The organism is Vibrio sp. MMH1-50, assembly GCF_022347645.1.
GTDB lineage: Bacteria > Pseudomonadota > Gammaproteobacteria > Enterobacterales > Vibrionaceae > Vibrio > Vibrio harveyi.
On record NZ_JAKRGG010000042.1, the window covers coordinates 1 to 16,993 of the forward strand.

At 44.7% G+C, this 16,993-nt stretch carries 15 protein-coding genes; 7 read left to right on the forward strand and 8 right to left on the reverse strand.

Annotation, left to right across the window (positions count from 1 at the left end; all coding sequences use genetic code 11):
• Positions 1-174: 174 nt before the first annotated feature.
• Both MHO32_RS22045 and MHO32_RS22050 read left to right on the forward strand, forming a co-directional pair.
• Entirely contained in the window at positions 175-804 is a 630-nt protein-coding gene (locus MHO32_RS22045; RefSeq protein ID WP_009698046.1) for a LysE family translocator, read from the forward strand.
• A gap of 613 nt (positions 805-1,417) precedes the next feature.
• Positions 1,418-2,845, forward strand: a complete 1,428-nt coding sequence (locus tag MHO32_RS22050) for an APC family permease (RefSeq protein WP_239213950.1) — start codon at positions 1,418-1,420, stop codon at positions 2,843-2,845.
• Between the two features lie 95 nt (positions 2,846-2,940).
• Here the strand turns inward: MHO32_RS22050 and MHO32_RS22055 are convergent, their stop codons facing one another.
• The 3 genes from MHO32_RS22055 to MHO32_RS22065 all read right to left on the reverse strand — a co-directional run bounded on the left by MHO32_RS22055 (position 2,941) and on the right by MHO32_RS22065 (position 4,815).
• Entirely contained in the window at positions 2,941-3,273 is a 333-nt protein-coding gene (locus MHO32_RS22055) for a DMT family transporter (RefSeq protein ID WP_005451868.1), read from the reverse strand.
• Positions 3,274-3,426: 153 nt separating this feature from the next.
• Complete coding sequence (locus MHO32_RS22060) at positions 3,427-4,107, reverse strand: hypothetical protein (RefSeq protein WP_239213966.1); 681 nt, start codon at positions 4,105-4,107, stop codon at positions 3,427-3,429.
• Positions 4,108-4,413: 306 nt separating this feature from the next.
• Positions 4,414-4,815, reverse strand: a complete 402-nt coding sequence (locus MHO32_RS22065; protein ID WP_005451865.1) for a hypothetical protein — start codon at positions 4,813-4,815, stop codon at positions 4,414-4,416.
• Between the two features lie 577 nt (positions 4,816-5,392).
• Here MHO32_RS22065 and metA point away from each other — a divergent pair.
• From metA to MHO32_RS22085, 4 genes are all read left to right on the forward strand, one after another.
• Positions 5,393-6,334 (forward strand): homoserine O-acetyltransferase MetA, encoded by a 942-nt coding sequence (gene metA / locus MHO32_RS22070; RefSeq protein WP_005451864.1) that lies wholly within the window; start codon positions 5,393-5,395, stop codon positions 6,332-6,334.
• 148 nt (positions 6,335-6,482) lie between these two features.
• Positions 6,483-7,211 carry a type IV pilus biogenesis/stability protein PilW gene (pilW, locus tag MHO32_RS22075; RefSeq protein ID WP_009698053.1) on the forward strand — a complete coding sequence of 243 codons (729 nt, stop codon included), beginning with the start codon at positions 6,483-6,485 and terminating at the stop codon, positions 7,209-7,211.
• Between the two features lie 305 nt (positions 7,212-7,516).
• Positions 7,517-9,094, forward strand: coding sequence for a S41 family peptidase (locus MHO32_RS22080; protein ID WP_239213969.1), 1,578 nt, complete (start codon positions 7,517-7,519; stop codon positions 9,092-9,094).
• Positions 9,078-9,485 (forward strand): hypothetical protein, encoded by a 408-nt coding sequence (locus tag MHO32_RS22085; RefSeq protein ID WP_239213972.1) that lies wholly within the window; start codon positions 9,078-9,080, stop codon positions 9,483-9,485. Before MHO32_RS22080 ends, MHO32_RS22085 begins: the two co-directional genes overlap by 17 nt.
• A gap of 91 nt (positions 9,486-9,576) precedes the next feature.
• On the opposite strand, the gene MHO32_RS22090 is transcribed toward MHO32_RS22085, so the two are convergent.
• The 3 genes from MHO32_RS22090 to hrpA all read right to left on the reverse strand — a co-directional run bounded on the left by MHO32_RS22090 (position 9,577) and on the right by hrpA (position 15,018).
• The gene (locus MHO32_RS22090; RefSeq protein ID WP_009698056.1) at positions 9,577-10,092 is read right to left on the reverse strand and encodes an outer membrane beta-barrel protein; all 516 of its coding nucleotides are present in this window, start codon (positions 10,090-10,092) and stop codon (positions 9,577-9,579) included.
• Positions 10,093-10,287: 195 nt separating this feature from the next.
• Positions 10,288-10,767: an outer membrane beta-barrel protein gene (locus MHO32_RS22095; protein WP_005451857.1), complete on the reverse strand. Its 480-nt coding sequence runs from the start codon at positions 10,765-10,767 to the stop codon at positions 10,288-10,290.
• A gap of 213 nt (positions 10,768-10,980) precedes the next feature.
• On the reverse strand, positions 10,981-15,018 hold the full coding sequence (hrpA, locus tag MHO32_RS22100; protein ID WP_443088423.1) for an ATP-dependent RNA helicase HrpA: 4,038 nt from the start codon (positions 15,016-15,018) through the stop codon (positions 10,981-10,983).
• 175 nt (positions 15,019-15,193) lie between these two features.
• Between hrpA and MHO32_RS22105 the strand changes: the two genes are divergently transcribed.
• A complete protein-coding gene (locus MHO32_RS22105) occupies positions 15,194-15,778 on the forward strand; it encodes an FMN-dependent NADH-azoreductase (protein ID WP_239213988.1) in 585 nt (194 codons plus the stop codon).
• A 55-nt stretch (positions 15,779-15,833) separates the two neighbouring features.
• On the opposite strand, the gene MHO32_RS22110 is transcribed toward MHO32_RS22105, so the two are convergent.
• Together MHO32_RS22110 and MHO32_RS22115 are read right to left on the reverse strand one after the other, a co-directional pair.
• Entirely contained in the window at positions 15,834-16,331 is a 498-nt protein-coding gene (locus MHO32_RS22110; RefSeq protein WP_239213991.1) for a 4Fe-4S binding protein, read from the reverse strand.
• Positions 16,318-16,929 carry a TorD/DmsD family molecular chaperone gene (locus MHO32_RS22115; RefSeq protein ID WP_239213994.1) on the reverse strand — a complete coding sequence of 204 codons (612 nt, stop codon included), beginning with the start codon at positions 16,927-16,929 and terminating at the stop codon, positions 16,318-16,320. Before MHO32_RS22115 ends, MHO32_RS22110 begins: the two co-directional genes overlap by 14 nt.
• Between the last annotated feature and the right edge of the window lie 64 nt (positions 16,930-16,993).

Here is a 16,993-nt window from a genome sequence, read left to right on the forward strand (position 1 = left end):
TTGCTGCGTCAAACAACTTGGAAAGAGCTGGCTATTACACTGCGTTGTTTTCCTTACTCTCGAATCAATGACAACGCTCTGAATCCTGCATCTTGAAGTTACTTGGGTATAGTCGTTTGTTTTTAAACACAAGCAGGTGTATAAACAGCGTGTAACCTTTCTATTGGAATAACCATGAACCTCGATACCTTGTTGGCTTTCGGCGGAATTGTTTTCTTTCTAGCGATAATTCCAGGTCCCAATGCCTTGTTGATACTGTTTACTGCACTGACGCAGAGCCGCCGCTTTGCCATTGCTAACATCCTTGGTGTGGCACTTGGCTTTATGATTCATGCGTTTGTATCCGCAAAAGGGTTGAGCTTGCTGCTTTCTCAATCGGCATTGGCGTTCAACATTCTTAAATGGATGGGCGTTGCGTATTTGGTTTGGTTGGGGATCAACAACCTAAAAAGCGGTCTTAAACTGGCTGACCAGAAGTTAAAGCTCGATCGTAAAGTTGAAGAACAAACTCTTAAACAAGCCTTTGTGAAAGGATTACTCACTAACCTTCTTAACCCGAAGATCGTGCTATTTTATCTGTCGATTTTCCCACAGTTTGTACAACCAGAACATATTCTTGAGCAGAGTATGATTCTAGGAGCACTACAAGCAGGTATCGTGGCGAGTTGGTATTTATTCGTGATTTTCTTCGCAACGAAATTGAAAGTACTGCTTACTTCTTCAAAAACCAGCAAGTGGTTGAACTACGTTAGCGGTGCATTATTTATCTCTTTCGGCGTAGGGTTAGCAAATACTCGGTTTTAGACACAACGAGTTTTTCTGAACGAACAAAAACACGCTCTTTGGCGTGTTTTTATTTTATACCGTTTTAACTTACACCTAAGCCCCTCGAAGTGCTTATTTAAAGAGCACGACTTGGTTCAACAGCGTACGTTCGGTGTCTTTTTATGTTAGCCAAATACCGCAGCCAACAATAAGATCACAACAAACAGTGCTGCGAATAAACCTAATAAATACGATAGTTTTCCAGTGCCACCTTTTGGTGCTTGATTGCAACATCCCATCATTTTCTCCATCTTCTACAACTTGTTGGTCGTATCCAATCTAGACCTTCCCCCAAGGTGAGAGTCAAACATTGGCAAAAATCCGCTAAATTTCCATATTTTCGGTAATAAATAATTCGCTATAAACACATTTATTAATATGCATTTTTTAACTCAATTTTGTGTTTTTTGACCAGAGCAAACGTTTAAATTGATTACGATTAAGCCACTGAGATTTCGGTTCATTTTTGGGTAAATACATACCATTTTTGGCTATATACCCACAGATTCTTGCAGCCCTACAATACGCCGGTCTTACTTGTAGCACGCGGGTTCGCATCCAGAACTCGTGGCTCAATCATTAAAGGTATCGAATGAGCAATATCGCCAAACCCGCCGTCAAACTCAGTGTCTTTTCTGTCATCATGATTACGGTTACGTCCGTCGACAGTATAAGGAACATTCCGGGTGCCGCCTTATTTGGTAGTCACGCCATCTCTTTCTTTCTATTGGCTGGTCTTTGCTTCTTCGTTCCAACCGCATTAGTTTGTGCAGAATTGAGTACCACTTATCCGCAACAAGGCGGTGTGTATTTATGGGGTAAAGAGACGTTAGGTCCAAACTTTGGTTTTGCGACCGTGTGGTATCAGTATGCCGAGAACATTGTGTACTACCCACCGCTCATTTCATTCATCGTCGCGACTGGTGCGTATCCTTTCTTCCCTGAACTGGCACAAAACAACATCTTTATGTTGATCATGATTAACGTGATTTTCTGGGCTCTGACCTTGGTCAACATCTTTGGTTTGCGCTTGTCTTCGCTCATCACCAATGTGTTTGGCACTTTGGGGCTTATCTTCCCTATCCTACTGATCATCGGCTTGGGTGGCTACTGGGCTTATACCAACCCTAGTGAATCGCATATCTCCCTTCGTCATGCGTCTGACTGGCTACCGGATTTCTCGCAAGATGGTATTGGTGCAGGCTTTACGGCAGTTGTGCTTTCTCTAACAGGACTTGAGATAACCACGTCTTACGCAAGTGAAGTCGACAATCCGCAAAAGACTTACCCTAAGGCGCTGATTGCTTCAACTGTGTTGATTTTAGTCTCTTTGACTGCATGTTCACTTTCCATCTCTTCCGTAGTATCGAGCGATCATTCCAGCTTGAGCGAGGGAGTAATTCTGGCATTCAAAGCGTTCTTTGATGATTTGAACATGTCATTCATGCTGCCAGTTATCGCACTTGCCATTGTGTTTGGCAGCTTAGCGAGCCTAAACAACTGGATCATTGCACCAACCAAGAGCCTGCACGTCGCCGCAAAAGACCACTTCATGCCACTGACGCTATCAAAAGAAAATAAGAACCAAGCGCCGGTTCCACTTCTTTTGCTACAAGGCGCGATTGTGAGTGTGCTTTCTTTGGTGTTTATCTTGGTACCAAACGTGAACCAAGGCATGTGGCTATTGAATATTCTAATGACTCAGCTCTACATGGTGATGTACATCTGTATCTTCGTAAGCTTCTTGGTATCACGCCGTAAACATGCAGATATTGAACGTCCATTCCGCGTGCCTGGCGGCAAGTTCGGTATGATGTTAGTCGCAACACTTGGCTTGGTCAGTTGCTTAGTAACTATCTTCGTTTCATTCGATGTACCAGCAGGCATTAGTGCTCAAACTGGTGCTTACGCTTTGATTCTTGGCTTTATCGCCTTCAGCTTGCCAGCAATTGCAGCGGTGATGTACCGCAACCGTAAGCGTCGCCAACAAGGTCAATTGATTGAAGCGATGGCGAATTAATCTGATCAATGTTTCTTTAGATAGCAAAAAAGTGTTTCTTCAGATAACAAAAAGCCGCGAATCATTCGCGGCTTTTTTATTGATAAACTTTTGGATTAGTGACCGACCGTCTTAGACAGCAAGTTCACAATCATTACGCCAGTAAGAATAAAACCAATACCGACGATAGCTGCAAGATCGAGCTTTTGTCCGTATAGGAAGTAGCCAACCGCAGCAACAAGAACAATGCCTGCCCCACTCCAAATTGCGTACACAAGACCAACAGGCATACTTTTCACAGTGACAGACAATAGGAAGAAAGCAATGCCATAACCGATAATAACCACGGTACTTGGCATCAACTTGGTAAATTGTTCAGTTTTAGGGATAGAAGAAGTTGCAATCACCTCACACACGATAGCAATAGACAACGCAACCAATGGAGGCATAGAAACAAGCATTTTGAACATAAGGCAATCAACGCTCAATTAACCTGAACTCGATGACATATCGAATCTCTGAGCGGCGCATTATAATCAAAATCCGTCAGCGCGCTATAAAAAGTGATGCAACTCACATTTACGCAGGTGTAATAATCACACTCAAAAGTCAGAATCTTCCAAATTGATGACGCAACCAGGTGCATCTTTCCGTGCTGTGATCAAAGCGTCTGGGTCTGCATAAACGATATTATTCAGTCCAAGCTTTTGCATATCATCAATATGGTACATCCACGCCGCATCGTCGATATCACACCCTGCTTTGTGTAATTTCTCGCGTTTATTCATATGACCAAACATGGTGATCTTAGGGTTAACATCAACCAAGGCAAAAAACGCGTCCTCATGTTGACGCCATAAGCTGAGCGACTGTTGCCATTGCTCAAGCTCTTTCTGGTCAAAGCCATCGACATCCCATTCATCTTGCATGGCACCGCCAAACCAAAGTACATCAGAATCTTTCATCACTAAGGTGCTCGGTGCTGCGGTTAATACATAATTCGCACAGGCAGACGCACATGTACCATTGACGATCAAATGGACTTGGTTGGTATAAACCCAGCGTCCAAGTTCCATAGCAGGACGATATTCACCAGAGTCACTGTCAATCATCATGGCAACCACACCATTTGGTTGAACATTTGCTAACTCAATAGCCTCTGTTACTTTCTCTGCTGTAATCTCACCGTTAAAGTAAAGAGTTCGTCCTTCCATATAAATCTCATTAGACAAACTGCATCCCGCTAATCCCGCGAGTGTGAATGCGCTAAGCCACCTTTGCATATCCCTCTCCATGATCTTTGTTCCAAAACTGAAAGCCAACTTCAGATTAGTATTGGACAAGATGAATATAAGCGAGAGAGAAACTGGCACATTTTTGACCAACGTCAAAATATGCACACAGACACGCATGAAAAACTAAAAATACGCTAGCTAAAAAAGGAGACTACGGACTTTTGACGGTACCTTCTAACGGACTTGAGTGAGCGTAACACTCGGAACTTTGTGCCCGCTCATCGAAATACCGCTATTAGCTCTGCTCTGAATGGTGTGGAAAGCCTGCAAGGAAATGAATTTGAAATGATCGCACTAATAACCGCCATCAACACTATCGACGACATTGGCTTCATTACCAACATTGGCTTGACCGCTACTTAAGTGATGTTGTTGAGCAAGCTCAAAGTAAATATGCATATCAATAGGTTCTGGTGTATTCAACAACATTTTACCGACTTCGCGTTGGAAGTGCCCATAATTACCGAGCTCTTGCGTTAAGCCCAACTGCTCGTAACTCGCGAGACTAGTAAACATCCCATACGCATATTGATAGCGCGTCATATCTCGATGTTTCTCGTGACCTAGCTCTAATAGCGCCTTATCAACTTCATCTGGTGAGTAGCTGTTCTTATCGCCAAACTCTCTAAGTAAAACATTAGGAACTTGATGTGCGATGCTCTGAATGGTCTCTTTTCTCTTAAAAATACCGAACATGATATCCTCCGCTGACGATGATTATCCAAACTGTGTACATAAGCACGAGTTGGTGAACCCTTTCGTGTTTTTAGTATTAGGGTTCAAAAATTATACTAACTCGATCTCATAATTGCCTTCAAACTCTACGCTCTGTGTTTCACAAAAATGTATTCAGAAATCTTGCAGCAATCACAGTTGGTAGTTTGTGTTTTCTTATCGACATGACCTGACAGTACTGAGCTAAATTTCATCGGCAGTCATGGAACATAGCGTGTCTTATTATTCGCCACTAGATGTATCAAGATGAGTTATCGATTTCTTGTCGTCGCTCAGATGTATACCCAAGTAACCTCGAGATGCTAGGTTTCGCGAGAATGACTTGGTTTGTAGATGCGGCGGCGATTTAAAGGTCTAGTGGGTCTAAATCAAGAATCGGCAACGAGTCACTTGGGTTTACAACGCAAGCTTCTGCTGAGATTGAGCCATATGAAAAGAAATCCCGTTCAAAGTCACATTTCATGTCGACATCCGCAAGCAATTACGTTAGCTTTAGAAGTATAGACGTCTAAAAAGTTAAGCTTAGGGAGAAAAAGCCGTGCCAATTAGAATTCCAGATCAATTACCCGCTAGTGATGTATTAAGGACAGAAAACATCTTTGTGATGAGCGAGAGTCGAGCGGCGAGTCAGGAAATCCGTCCATTGCGAGTGCTTATTCTCAATTTGATGCCAAAAAAGATTGAGACCGAAACGCAGTTTCTTCGCCTACTTTCCAATAGCCCTTTGCAAGTTAATGTTGAGCTACTTCGAATCGACAATCGTCCAAGCAAGAATACACCGACTGAACACCTTGATACCTTCTACCGCCAGTTTGAAATGGTAAAAGGTAAAAACTTCGATGGTCTTATCATCACGGGAGCCCCACTAGGCTTGGTTCAGTTCGAGGACGTCATCTATTGGGACCACTTGAAAACCATTATGGAGTGGGCAAAAGACCACGTCACTTCGACTCTTTACGTGTGTTGGGCAGCGCAAGCTGGTTTGAAGCTTCTCTACAACTTGCCAAAGAAAACACGTAAAGAAAAACTGTCCGGTGTATATCACCATAACATTCACCACCAGTACCATCCTCTTTTACGAGGCTTCGATGATACATTTTTAGCGCCGCACTCTCGCTATGCAGATTTTTCACCGGAGTTTTTAGAAGAGCACACTGATCTTGATATTCTCGCGACATCTGATGTTGCTGGCGTTTATCTGGCAACAACCAAAGACAAACGTAATGTCTTTGTGACCGGTCATCCTGAATACGATTCCCATACTCTTCATAACGAGTACATTCGCGATCTGGGTGAAGGCATGGAACCTGCAATTCCAATCAATTACTACCCAAATAACAATCCAGATAATCCGCCATGCGCGAGTTGGCGTAGTCATGGTCACTTACTATTCTCTAACTGGCTTAACTACTGCGTTTACCAACAAACGCCTTATGATCTGGACCACTTCAGTGAAGATGCATTTACGAAAGACGATTAAGTCGCTGAATTAGAATGTGAACTAAGCCGCCAACTGGCGGCTTTTTTGTATCAGTTTGCTAACCTGATCGCATAGTAATTTTTCCTCATTAGGCTTTTGCACTGTAATTCATATCATGCTCTGTGGAACAGGGACGCAGGAAAAATAAATGAAAATCGTAAAGCTTGGTGCAGCAGTTCTCGTCATACAGATGGGATTGATGGGATGTGTGACCGTAAATGAAGACGGTAAAAGCCCTGTCGTTAAAGCGGATCCTGTGGCTATGGCTGAATCACGTATCGCTTTAGGTCTAGGTTACCTTGAAAGCGGAAGTATGATTCGTGCTCACGATAACCTTCAACAAGCCTTAACCCATGCACCTAGCTATTACCGTGCACAACTCTCTATGGCGCATTATTACGAAACTGTCGGAGAAGATGTCAAAGCGGAACAAATGTACAAACGCTCATTACGCCAAAACGCGAAGAACGGAAACGTACTCAATAACTACGGCACATTCCTTTGTAAACAAGGGGAGTACAAACAAGCCGACAAAATGTTTAATCGTGCAATTGAGCAGCCTTATTACTACCTTATCCCTGCAAGTTATGAGAACGCCGGTTTTTGTGCGCTTAAATCAGACGATGTAGAAAAGGCGAAATACTATTTCACTCGCGCAATCGATCATGACCCTCACCGTCCTAAGTCTATTCTTCAACTGGCTAAACTTGAAATCGATAGTGGCAACTACACCGATGCGCGAATTCGCTTAATGCGCTTTAACCAAATGTACGGTGTTAAAAAGCCTTCCCTTCGCCTCATGGTAGAACTCGAACGTGCAGCAGGAAACGAAGCGTTAGAAAAGAAATATCAGTACCAATTGGACAGAATGTCTTGATGGGTAGTGAACTCTATACTTCGCCCTGAGTCATTCATCCACCCGCCTCTCAGAATAACGATCTCCCCTTCATTCAGCAGCTTCTGTATCACACAGAAGCTCGTTGATTTTCCAACATAAACGAGTGTGATCGTCCCCACATTGCGATGATTCCCATTTGCGGTATGCAACCAGTTATTTATACATTCAAGCCTCAGTAAAAGGAATTTATATACAAGGTCAATGTTTATATCCAAGCGACCTCAAGATCCTTGGCTCAACGCGAATGACTTATGTATACAATTAACACAGATGTAAGGGAAACCATGTTTAAGTATAAAAACACAGCAGTATTGGCAGCTCTCCCTATTTTACTGTTACAGGGTTGTGGCGGTGGTGGAGACGGCACGACAACTGCCAGCAGCGCGGCTTGGACAGCAGGCGATTTTTCTCAATCAGCAAGTAGCTATGCCAATCAATGTAATAACGTAAGGACGGGGATTGATCCATACACAGGCAAAGCGTACCCGGACCAAGCAGGCTCAAGCATGTACGAAAAAATGTTCTTACGCGCTTTCAGCCACGAGACCTATCTATGGTATGACGAAATTCCAGATAATAATCCAAGCAACTATGCGTCTGTTTCCGATTACTTTAAGTCGCTAGTAACGCCAGCAAGAACCGCAACGGGTCAAAAGAAAGACCGTTTTCACTACATTCGTTCTTATGATGCTTTCATGAAATCTCAACAATCTGGTTTAGTGTCTGGGTTTGGCTTTAATTGGAAGTTCATTCAAGGGACAGAGCCACGAGATATTCGAATTGCCTACACCGAAGACAACTCTCCTGCCGCTCTTAAAGGTGTCGAGCGCGGCGACAAACTGATTAAGATTGATCACGTCGACGTGGTTAATTCACCACTTCAAACCGACGTTGATTACATCAACAACACCCTATTCTCTCCAAATAACAATCAAGACTACACCTTTACGTTTCTTGATAAGAACGGTGCTGTGAAAGTTGTCACCATCAAAGCGCAAGATGTAGCAACGTCTCCGGTTAAAAACGTTAAAGTATTCAACTACGGAGATAAAACGGTTGGCTATATGCAGTTCAACGCATTCGAAGCAACAGCTCAACAACCATTAATAAATGCGTTTAATCGCCTGTCTTCGTCGAATGTCGACGAAGTCGTGATGGATTTACGTTACAACGGCGGCGGTTTGATTTGGCAGTCGGCACAAGTCGGTTACATGCTATCGGGGGCGAATCAGAATCAAGTCTTTGGGCAATTGGTTTACAACGACAAAATCACAAAGTCAGGTCAAGGCGGTAAAGTTTACAATTTCGTTGATAAAGAAATTAACTGGGCGACAGGCAGATTAACAAGCAAGTCTTTGCCGACATTAAGCGCCAAACGTGTTTATGTCCTAACCACCGACAACACAGCGTCTTCCAGCGAGCTTCTGATCAACGCACTTCGTGGTGTCGATGTCGACGTAATTCAAATCGGAACAACGACCACTGGTAAACCTTACGGGTTTTCGCCTGAAGCAAACTGTGGCAGCGTTTACTACACTATTCAGTTTAAATCGATCAACGCAAAAGGCTTTGGTGATTTTGCAGATGGCTTCATCCCTACGGCAAAAAATCTTGTATCGTCTAATATTGGTATAGATGACAAAGTGGAAGGCTGTGTTGTGGCAGATGACATGAATGCACCGTTAGGCGATCTCTCTGAAGGTATGCTTTCTGCCGCTCTCAACTATATGGCGACAGGTAACTGCCCTGCTGCACCTTCAGTGGCTCCTGCTCCTAGAGCAATGCCAATGCTAGGTGGTACTCCACTTAATCAAGGGATTGATCCACTTCGACAAGAGGCTATTCATGTCAACATTAACTAAAACAATGACCTTGCTTACCGGAGCGGGTATGAGTGTGATGCTATTGGGTTGCTCATCATCAAGTAACAACGATGATATGGTGAACGCATTGAGCATCAAGACTTCTGGTGACACAGTAACAGAGATTCAGCGCGCAATAACTACGATTCAAGGCAATCAAGTTCCACCCAAGATCGCGTCAAATACGTTTGAAACCAACTCTCATCTTTTGATCGTATCTGGACAATTAATGGATGAGCAAGGTGTGTCATTGAACGGAGCTGAAACCGAGTTGCCTGATCAATATACGTTGCAACTACGAGGTGAAGATTGCGGTGTGTATTACGAGAAGAGCGATAAGTTTATTCCTCTGATCAACATACAGTGTCGACCAAATCCGATTCAGGACTAAGTAAAAAGCACGCTGTTACCTCATGTACGTAGCAGCGTGCTTTTTTCGTTCTAAGCCTTCAAATACGTTGAAGCACTTCCCACTGTTTCGCTTATAAGAAATGGAAAGTCACGTTACCCGTGATACTACTTACGGTGTCACTGTCACCATTGATATCAACACCAAAAGCTTGATAGCTCGCCCCAACAGAGATGTTATCTAACAAGAAATACTCTGCGCCGACACCATACATGTAAGACACACCATCGTCTTTATCTAGGTTGCTTAAGTTGCCATTGTATTCAACGTTAAAGGCGTTGATGCCACCTTTCGCGTAAACGTGCAGAGGACCAAAGTCGATACTTGGTTTTGCCGCAAGATAGAAGGATGAGAGATCCACATCACCACGGCTACCCGCTAAATTTAAATCTACCTTGCCATGGTTGAAGTAACCCACTTCGAGACCAATGAGCGGCAAGATGCCAGTACCCACATGTACGCCATAAGTCGTATCGTTTTCGCTGTCGATATCAGACTGACCGATTTGACCACCAGCATAAATCCAAGAGTCAGCAAACGCGGAAGATGAGCATAGCGCCAAAGCCAATAACGAGAGTTTTGTTTTCATAGTTATACCTTTCCTGTTCGATTCCAGAACGGAACATCACGTGATGCATAGTTAGGTAATTACTATATGCGAAAGATTGATGGTTTTAAGGTCAAGAAACGAATAATTTTTGTTCAATGTCTATTTGTGTGATTTACAGACAAAAAAACACCGGCATATTGCCGGTGTTTATCAAACCTTCGAAAGACTCGCCGATTATAGGAAGTGCAGTGTCGCGTTTAGAGAGAACGTACCGATGTCGTCTTTGCCCGCTGTGTAGTTCATGTAGCTTGCGCCAACAGACATAGGACCGAAAATGAAGTATTCCGCACCTACACCGTACATTAGATCTAGATCATCGTCATCTTTGCCGCCAGATACTTTCTTATCCCACTGGTGAATACCGCCTTTCGCGTAAACGTGCAGAGGACCGAAGTCGATGCTTGGTTTAAGCGCTGCATAGTATGAAGTCAGCTTAGTTTCTTGACCTGCAATCTTGAATTCACCGTGCTGAGTAATACCTGCTTCGATACCGATAATTGGCAGGATACCTGTACCTACGTGCACAGAGTAAGACGTGTCTGTTTCACCTTTGAAGTCAGACTGACCTACAGAAGCACCACCATAAATCCATGAATCTGCCATTGCTGCAGAAGAAGCACTTAGAAGTGCCACTGCCAATAGAGTTTTCTTCATCATCAACCTTTACTCTTTATTATTACCCACTTCTGCGTCACGCAGAGGTTGGTACTGCAAACATAAGGGAGGCGAACCATTGCCTCCCTTATGACTTAAAAACACTTGTGGGAAAATATTTGCAATTACTGTACCAATCGCGTCTATCACTGGACAAACCATTGATTAGTCATTAAACCCCACAAGAAAAACTGCCGCTATTGTACTGATCGATCAGCAAGCATCAATCGCATTTTTGACTCGTTTATCAGAAACCGGATACGGCGTGCCCAATTGTTGAGCAAAGAAGCTCACTCGAAGCTCTTCGATCATCCAACGGATCTCTTTCACGTTCTCTGGAATCACCATACCTTTCGGAATTTTGTTGAGCAGCTCTTTGTAGTCACTCGTAACGGATTCCACTTTCAGCATGTGCAAACGGTCTTTGTTTGGATCGATCGGCAGCTTCTCCATACGACGCTCAATCGCACGCATGTAACGCAGAATATCTGGCAGGCGTTTCCAGCCACACTCTGTCGCGAAGCCTTTGAAGATCAATCCTTCGATTTGTGCTTTGATGTCCGATAATGCGAACGCCATGGTGAAATCGATCTTGCCTTTCAACTTCTTATTGATATTGAAAGCGGTCGTCAGGATGGTTTCCACTTGCTGTGCAATGTCCACCACCGTATCACCAAGCTCAGCACGAACGTGTTCTTTCAGTGCGTCAAACTTCTCTGGCTCCCAAACCAAACCGCCCTGCTCTTCGATAAGCTTATCGACACCACACGCGATACAGTCATCAATCAGATCCAACACTTTACCGTAAGGGTTAAAGTACAGACCCAGCTTCGACTTATTCGGTAAGTTAGAGTGCAGGTATTTAATTGGCGACGGCACGTTCAACAAGATCAGACGACGCTGACCCGCTTGCATTGCCGTGACCTGTTCGTATTCGGTCTCGTACAGTTTGATTTCAACACTGTCTTTGGCATCCACAATCGCTGGGTACGCCTTAACGTCGTAACCACCGCGTTTTTGTTGGTATACCTTAGGTAGTTCGCCAAAGCTCCACGTATGCAGACCTTCTTGCTCGATGTCGTCATCCGCAACTTTTGAAAGGGTTTCTTGAACTTTGTCTTTCAAGCTCTCTTTCAATTCGTGAAGGTCTTTATTTTCCTTCAACTTGCGATTTCTATGGTCAACCGCGCGGAAAGTCACCTTCAAGTGCTCCGGAATTTGATCCATATTCCAATCTTCGCGCAGAACTTCTACACCCGTCATTCGACGCAACTCTTTCTCTAATGAGTCCAGCAGCGGCGCTTCCATCGGTGTTGCACGAGCCAAGAAAGCATCGGCGTAGTTTGGCGCAGGGACAAAGTTCTTACGAACTGTCTTCGGCAGCGATTTAATCAAGCTCACTACAAGCTCATGGCGTAAACCTGGGATCTGCCAGTCAAAACCCGCAGGCTCGACTTGGTTCAAGATCGGCAACGGCAAGTGAACTGTCACACCGTCGCTGTCATCGCCCGGCTCAAACTGGTAGCTCAGCTTAAGTTTCAGGTTGTTTTGATGCCAGAAGTTCGGGTAATCCAAGTCGGTAACGTGGCTTGCATCGCCCTTGAACAGCATCTCTTTCTCGAAGTTCAGCAGCTCTTTGTTGTCTTTCGATGCTTTCTTCCACCACGTATCGAAGTGTTTACCAGAGACTACTTCAGTGCCAACGCGTTGGTCGTAGAAATCAAACAGTTCATCGTCATCCACCAAGATGTCACGACGACGAGATTTGTGTTCAAGTTCTTCCACTTCTTGAAGAAGCTTACGGTTTTGCTTGAAGAACGCGTGCTTGGTTTCCCACTCACCTTCCACCAGCGCACTACGAATGAATAGCTCACGACTGACGGTTGGATCGATACTGCCGTAGTTCACCAAACGCTTCGGCACAATTGGCACGCCGTAAAGCATCACTTTCTCGTGTGCCATAACCGCAGCACGTTTCTTCGACCAGTGCGGCTCGCTGTAACTGCGCTTAATCAAGTGCTTCGCTAATGGTTCAATCCACTCAGGCTGAATCTTAGCAATGATGCGCCCCCAAAGTTTTGAGGTTTCCACCAACTCAGCAGACATGATCCACTTAGGTTGTTTCTTGAATAGACCCGATGCAGGGAAGATATGGAAACGAGCGTTACGCGCGCCTTGGTATTCACTCTTCTCTTGGTCTTTCATACCGATGTGCGACAACAAACCAACAAGGATTGAGCTGTGTACGCCATGGTACGACGCAGGCTCATCGTTAAGTTTGAACTCCATTTCACGCATCGACTGGTGAATTTGGAAGTACACATCTTGCCACTCACGCACGCGTAAGTAGTTCAAGTAATCTTGTTTACATTGCTTGCGGAACTGGTTGCCTGTCAGCGCTTTTTGTTGCTTCTGGATGTAATCCCACAAGTTCACAAAAGTCAGAAAATCTGAGTCTTCATGGAAGAAACGTTTGTGTTTGTCATCTGATGATTGCTGCTTGTCACTTGGACGCTCACGCGGGTCTTGAATCGACAATGCCGCCGCGATGATCATTACTTCTTTCAGTGCGCCTTGCTTTGGTGATTCCAATACCATACGTGCTAGACGAGGGTCGATTGGAAGGCGTGCAAGTTGACGACCAATGCTGGTTAGGCGTTTTTTCGCGTCCTTCGCTTCTGCGTTAATCGCACCTAGCTCTTCCAACAAACGAACACCGTCTTGGATGTTACGTTTGTCTGGCGCTTCCACAAATGGGAAGGCTTGAATGTCACCCAAACCAAGTGCCGTCATCTGCAAGATAACCGACGCTAGGTTAGTACGCAGGATCTCAGGATCGGTAAACTCCGGACGTGACTCAAAATCTTCCTCTGAGTACAGACGGATACAGATACCCTCTTCCACACGACCACAACGACCTTTACGCTGGTTCGCACTCGCCTGAGAAACTGGCTCGATTGGAAGACGCTGAACCTTAGTACGGTAACTGTAACGGCTGATACGCGCCGTACCCGGGTCAATAACATACTTGATGCCCGGAACCGTCAACGAGGTTTCTGCTACGTTGGTTGCCAGTACAATTCGACGACCTGCATGAGGTTGGAAGATCTTGTTCTGCTCACCCGCCGACAAACGCGCGTAAAGCGGCACAATTTCCGTGCTCTTCAGGTTACGTTTAGACAATGCATCAGCGGTATCACGAATTTCACGCTCACCGTTCATGAAGATCAGAATGTCACCTAAACCTTCATCGCACAGTTCGTCTACCGCTTCGAAGATACCTTCAAGTTGGTCACGATCATTATCGTCATCACCGCTTAGTGGGCGGTAACGCGTTTCTACTGGGTAAGTACGACCTGACACTTCAATGATTGGTGCGTTGTTGAAGTGTTTTGAAAAGCGCTCAGGGTCGATGGTTGCCGACGTGATGATCACTTTTAAATCAGGACGACGTGGCAGCAACTCTTTCAAGTAACCCAAGATGAAATCGATGTTAAGACTGCGCTCGTGCGCTTCATCAATAATGATGGTGTCGTATTGATTCAAGAAGCGGTCATGCTGAATTTCAGCCAGCAAGATACCGTCCGTCATCAATTTGATTTGGGTATTTTCAGAGATCTGATCGTTGAATCGAACCTTGTAACCAACAAACTCACCAAGCTTGGTTTCCATCTCTTCAGCAATACGGTTTGCAACCGAACGCGCCGCAAGACGACGAGGCTGAGTATGACCAATCAGACCGAACTTACCACGACCAAGCTCAGCACAGATTTTTGGTAGCTGAGTGGTTTTACCTGAACCGGTCTCACCTGCAACGATAACCACTTGGTTTTCTTCGATCGCTTTCGCAATGTCGTCGCGTTTTTGGCTGACTGGCAGGATTTCAGGGTATTCAATCGTTGGTTTGTAGCTACTACGTTGCTCCACAACCATCATGGATTTGGCGATGTCTAATGCGATTTCATCAAACACAGCGTTACGTGCTGCGTCTTTTTTGATTTTGCTTGCACCAGAGATTCGTTTACTCAAGCGGAAGCGGTCACGCATCATGCATTGGTTAAGTGCCTTGCGCAGTGACGCCGCGTTATTTACTTGAGCCTGAGGCGCAGCATTCTGAGAAGCTTGTGCTTGAGATGCATTAGCCTGCTTCGCTTTGGCATTTTGCGCACCATTTGACGGTGTCGCTTGCTCTTCAGCGGGATTCTTTTTTGGGGGCTGTGACGAAGTCAAAGCGTTTCCTATTCTTTTCATTACATAAAACTGCGCGGATTGTAGCACATAAGGGCTAGAACAAGATAACGGAAAGCAGCATCCGGCAATTATTCAATTTTTTCGAACAACTTAAGCGAATCCATCGGGTTTTGAGTCGCTGAGCATTGCCTATAATGCATCACATAGCCGAAAGCACTTATTAAAGGAAATCCATATGTCTCGTGTACTAGCTCTTAAATCAAGCATCCTTGGCGATTACTCTCAATCAAACAAACTGGTTGAAGACTTCATCAAAAATGTAGACCAAGATAAGCTAACGGTTCGTGACTTAGCTGCAAATCCACTGCCAGTTTTAGACTTTTCAGTTGCAACAGCACTTCGCGCAACAGAAGATCTTTCGCAAGAACAACAAGTGGTGGTTGACCTATCTGATACCTTAATTGAAGAAATCAAAGCAGCAGATACTTTGGTTATCGCAGCACCAATGTACAACTTTACGATTCCAACTCAGCTTAAAAACTGGATTGATTTGATTGCTCGTGCAGGCGTGACATTCAAATACACAGAAAATGGCGTTCAAGGTCTGATTGAAGGTAAGAAAGCAATCGTAGTCACCACCCGTGGCGGTCTTCATAAAGACTCACCAACCGACAGCATGACACCATACCTACGCACAGTATTGGGCTTTGTTGGCATCACAGATGTGGAATTTGTTTACGCAGAAGCGCTAAACATGGGCGAAGACGCAGCAGCGAAAGGCATTTCAGACGCGCAAAGCCAATTGGCAACCTTGGTGTAAGATTAAATAGAATTGAGTACAAACAAAAAGGGATTGGTTCGCGCCAATCCCTTTTTTATCGTTTTAAGTCAAAGCTGATCATACTGTTGTAGCAGCTTTGCGCGCATTGTCCGCAACCTTTGCACTTGGCGGCGTCAATTTTAGGTTTGACATCATCTTGCCATTGCAAAGCATCATATGGGCAACTGTCCTCGCAACTGCCGCAATAACCGTATAAGTTTTCGCAGCTGTTCGAGATAGTGGCTATCAAGCCTGTAGACTCTGTTTGGTTTGAAAGCGCTAATGTAGGGCACGCCGACTTACACTCACCGCATAAAACACATGCCGAGTAGCTGATGTCTAACGCGGCAACGCCATCGACCATTTCTATGATTTGGCTTGGACATGCAGAAGCGCACTTTCCGCATCCATCACAAAGCCGAGTGAACATCGACTCTTCCACCGCATATGGGGGTCTCGCTTTAACACGAGGCTCTTGAGCTTGCTCTATTGGCGCGCGACGGAACGAAAACAGACGTCGCTTGCTTAGATCAACCGATTCAGACTGGCGCATCCGAGTAATCTCTTTTTGCTGGCACAACGACTTGGTATTGCTCACTCAAGGATTGAAGTAATTCTTCAGTAAGGTTCGACAGTTTTGAGTAAGGCGCAAGAGTCACTGCTTTTTTGAAGCGCTTGTTGAAAAAGCCAAACCACGGCATCAAGTGCTCGCGCAGCATTTCAGCCGCCAGTTTTTGCTGTTCAGTTTCTATCAACATGCCTAACACCATCAACATCAAGCCGATCTGGTCTTCTGGCTCACGTTGGTCAGATTCCAAAGCAAAACCACAACGCTGCAAGAAGTAACGATATTCAATGGTTGATTCACCAAACAACACTGCTTCTTTATCTAGATAAGCCGAACCCCAAGGTGGCGCTGGCATCTCACCAATACCGGCAAACATGCGATCGTGCTCCATTTGCAGTGCCTCTTCGCTCTCGCTTTGAAAACTGCGCAGCATGTCATTAAGTGCTTCAATTGGTGTATCAGTATTGCTCAGCAACGTATCGAGATTTGCCGCTGGGTAATCTTTTGGTTGGTAGTAAAACAGTGCACCAAACAGCTTAAGAACGATGCTGGTATCTTGTGGTTCAAGTTGAGAAATTTGCATGAAGTACCTTTGATGACTGGTGTTTTTATTCTTCGATTAGGTAAAACGGAAAAGAGGTGGGACG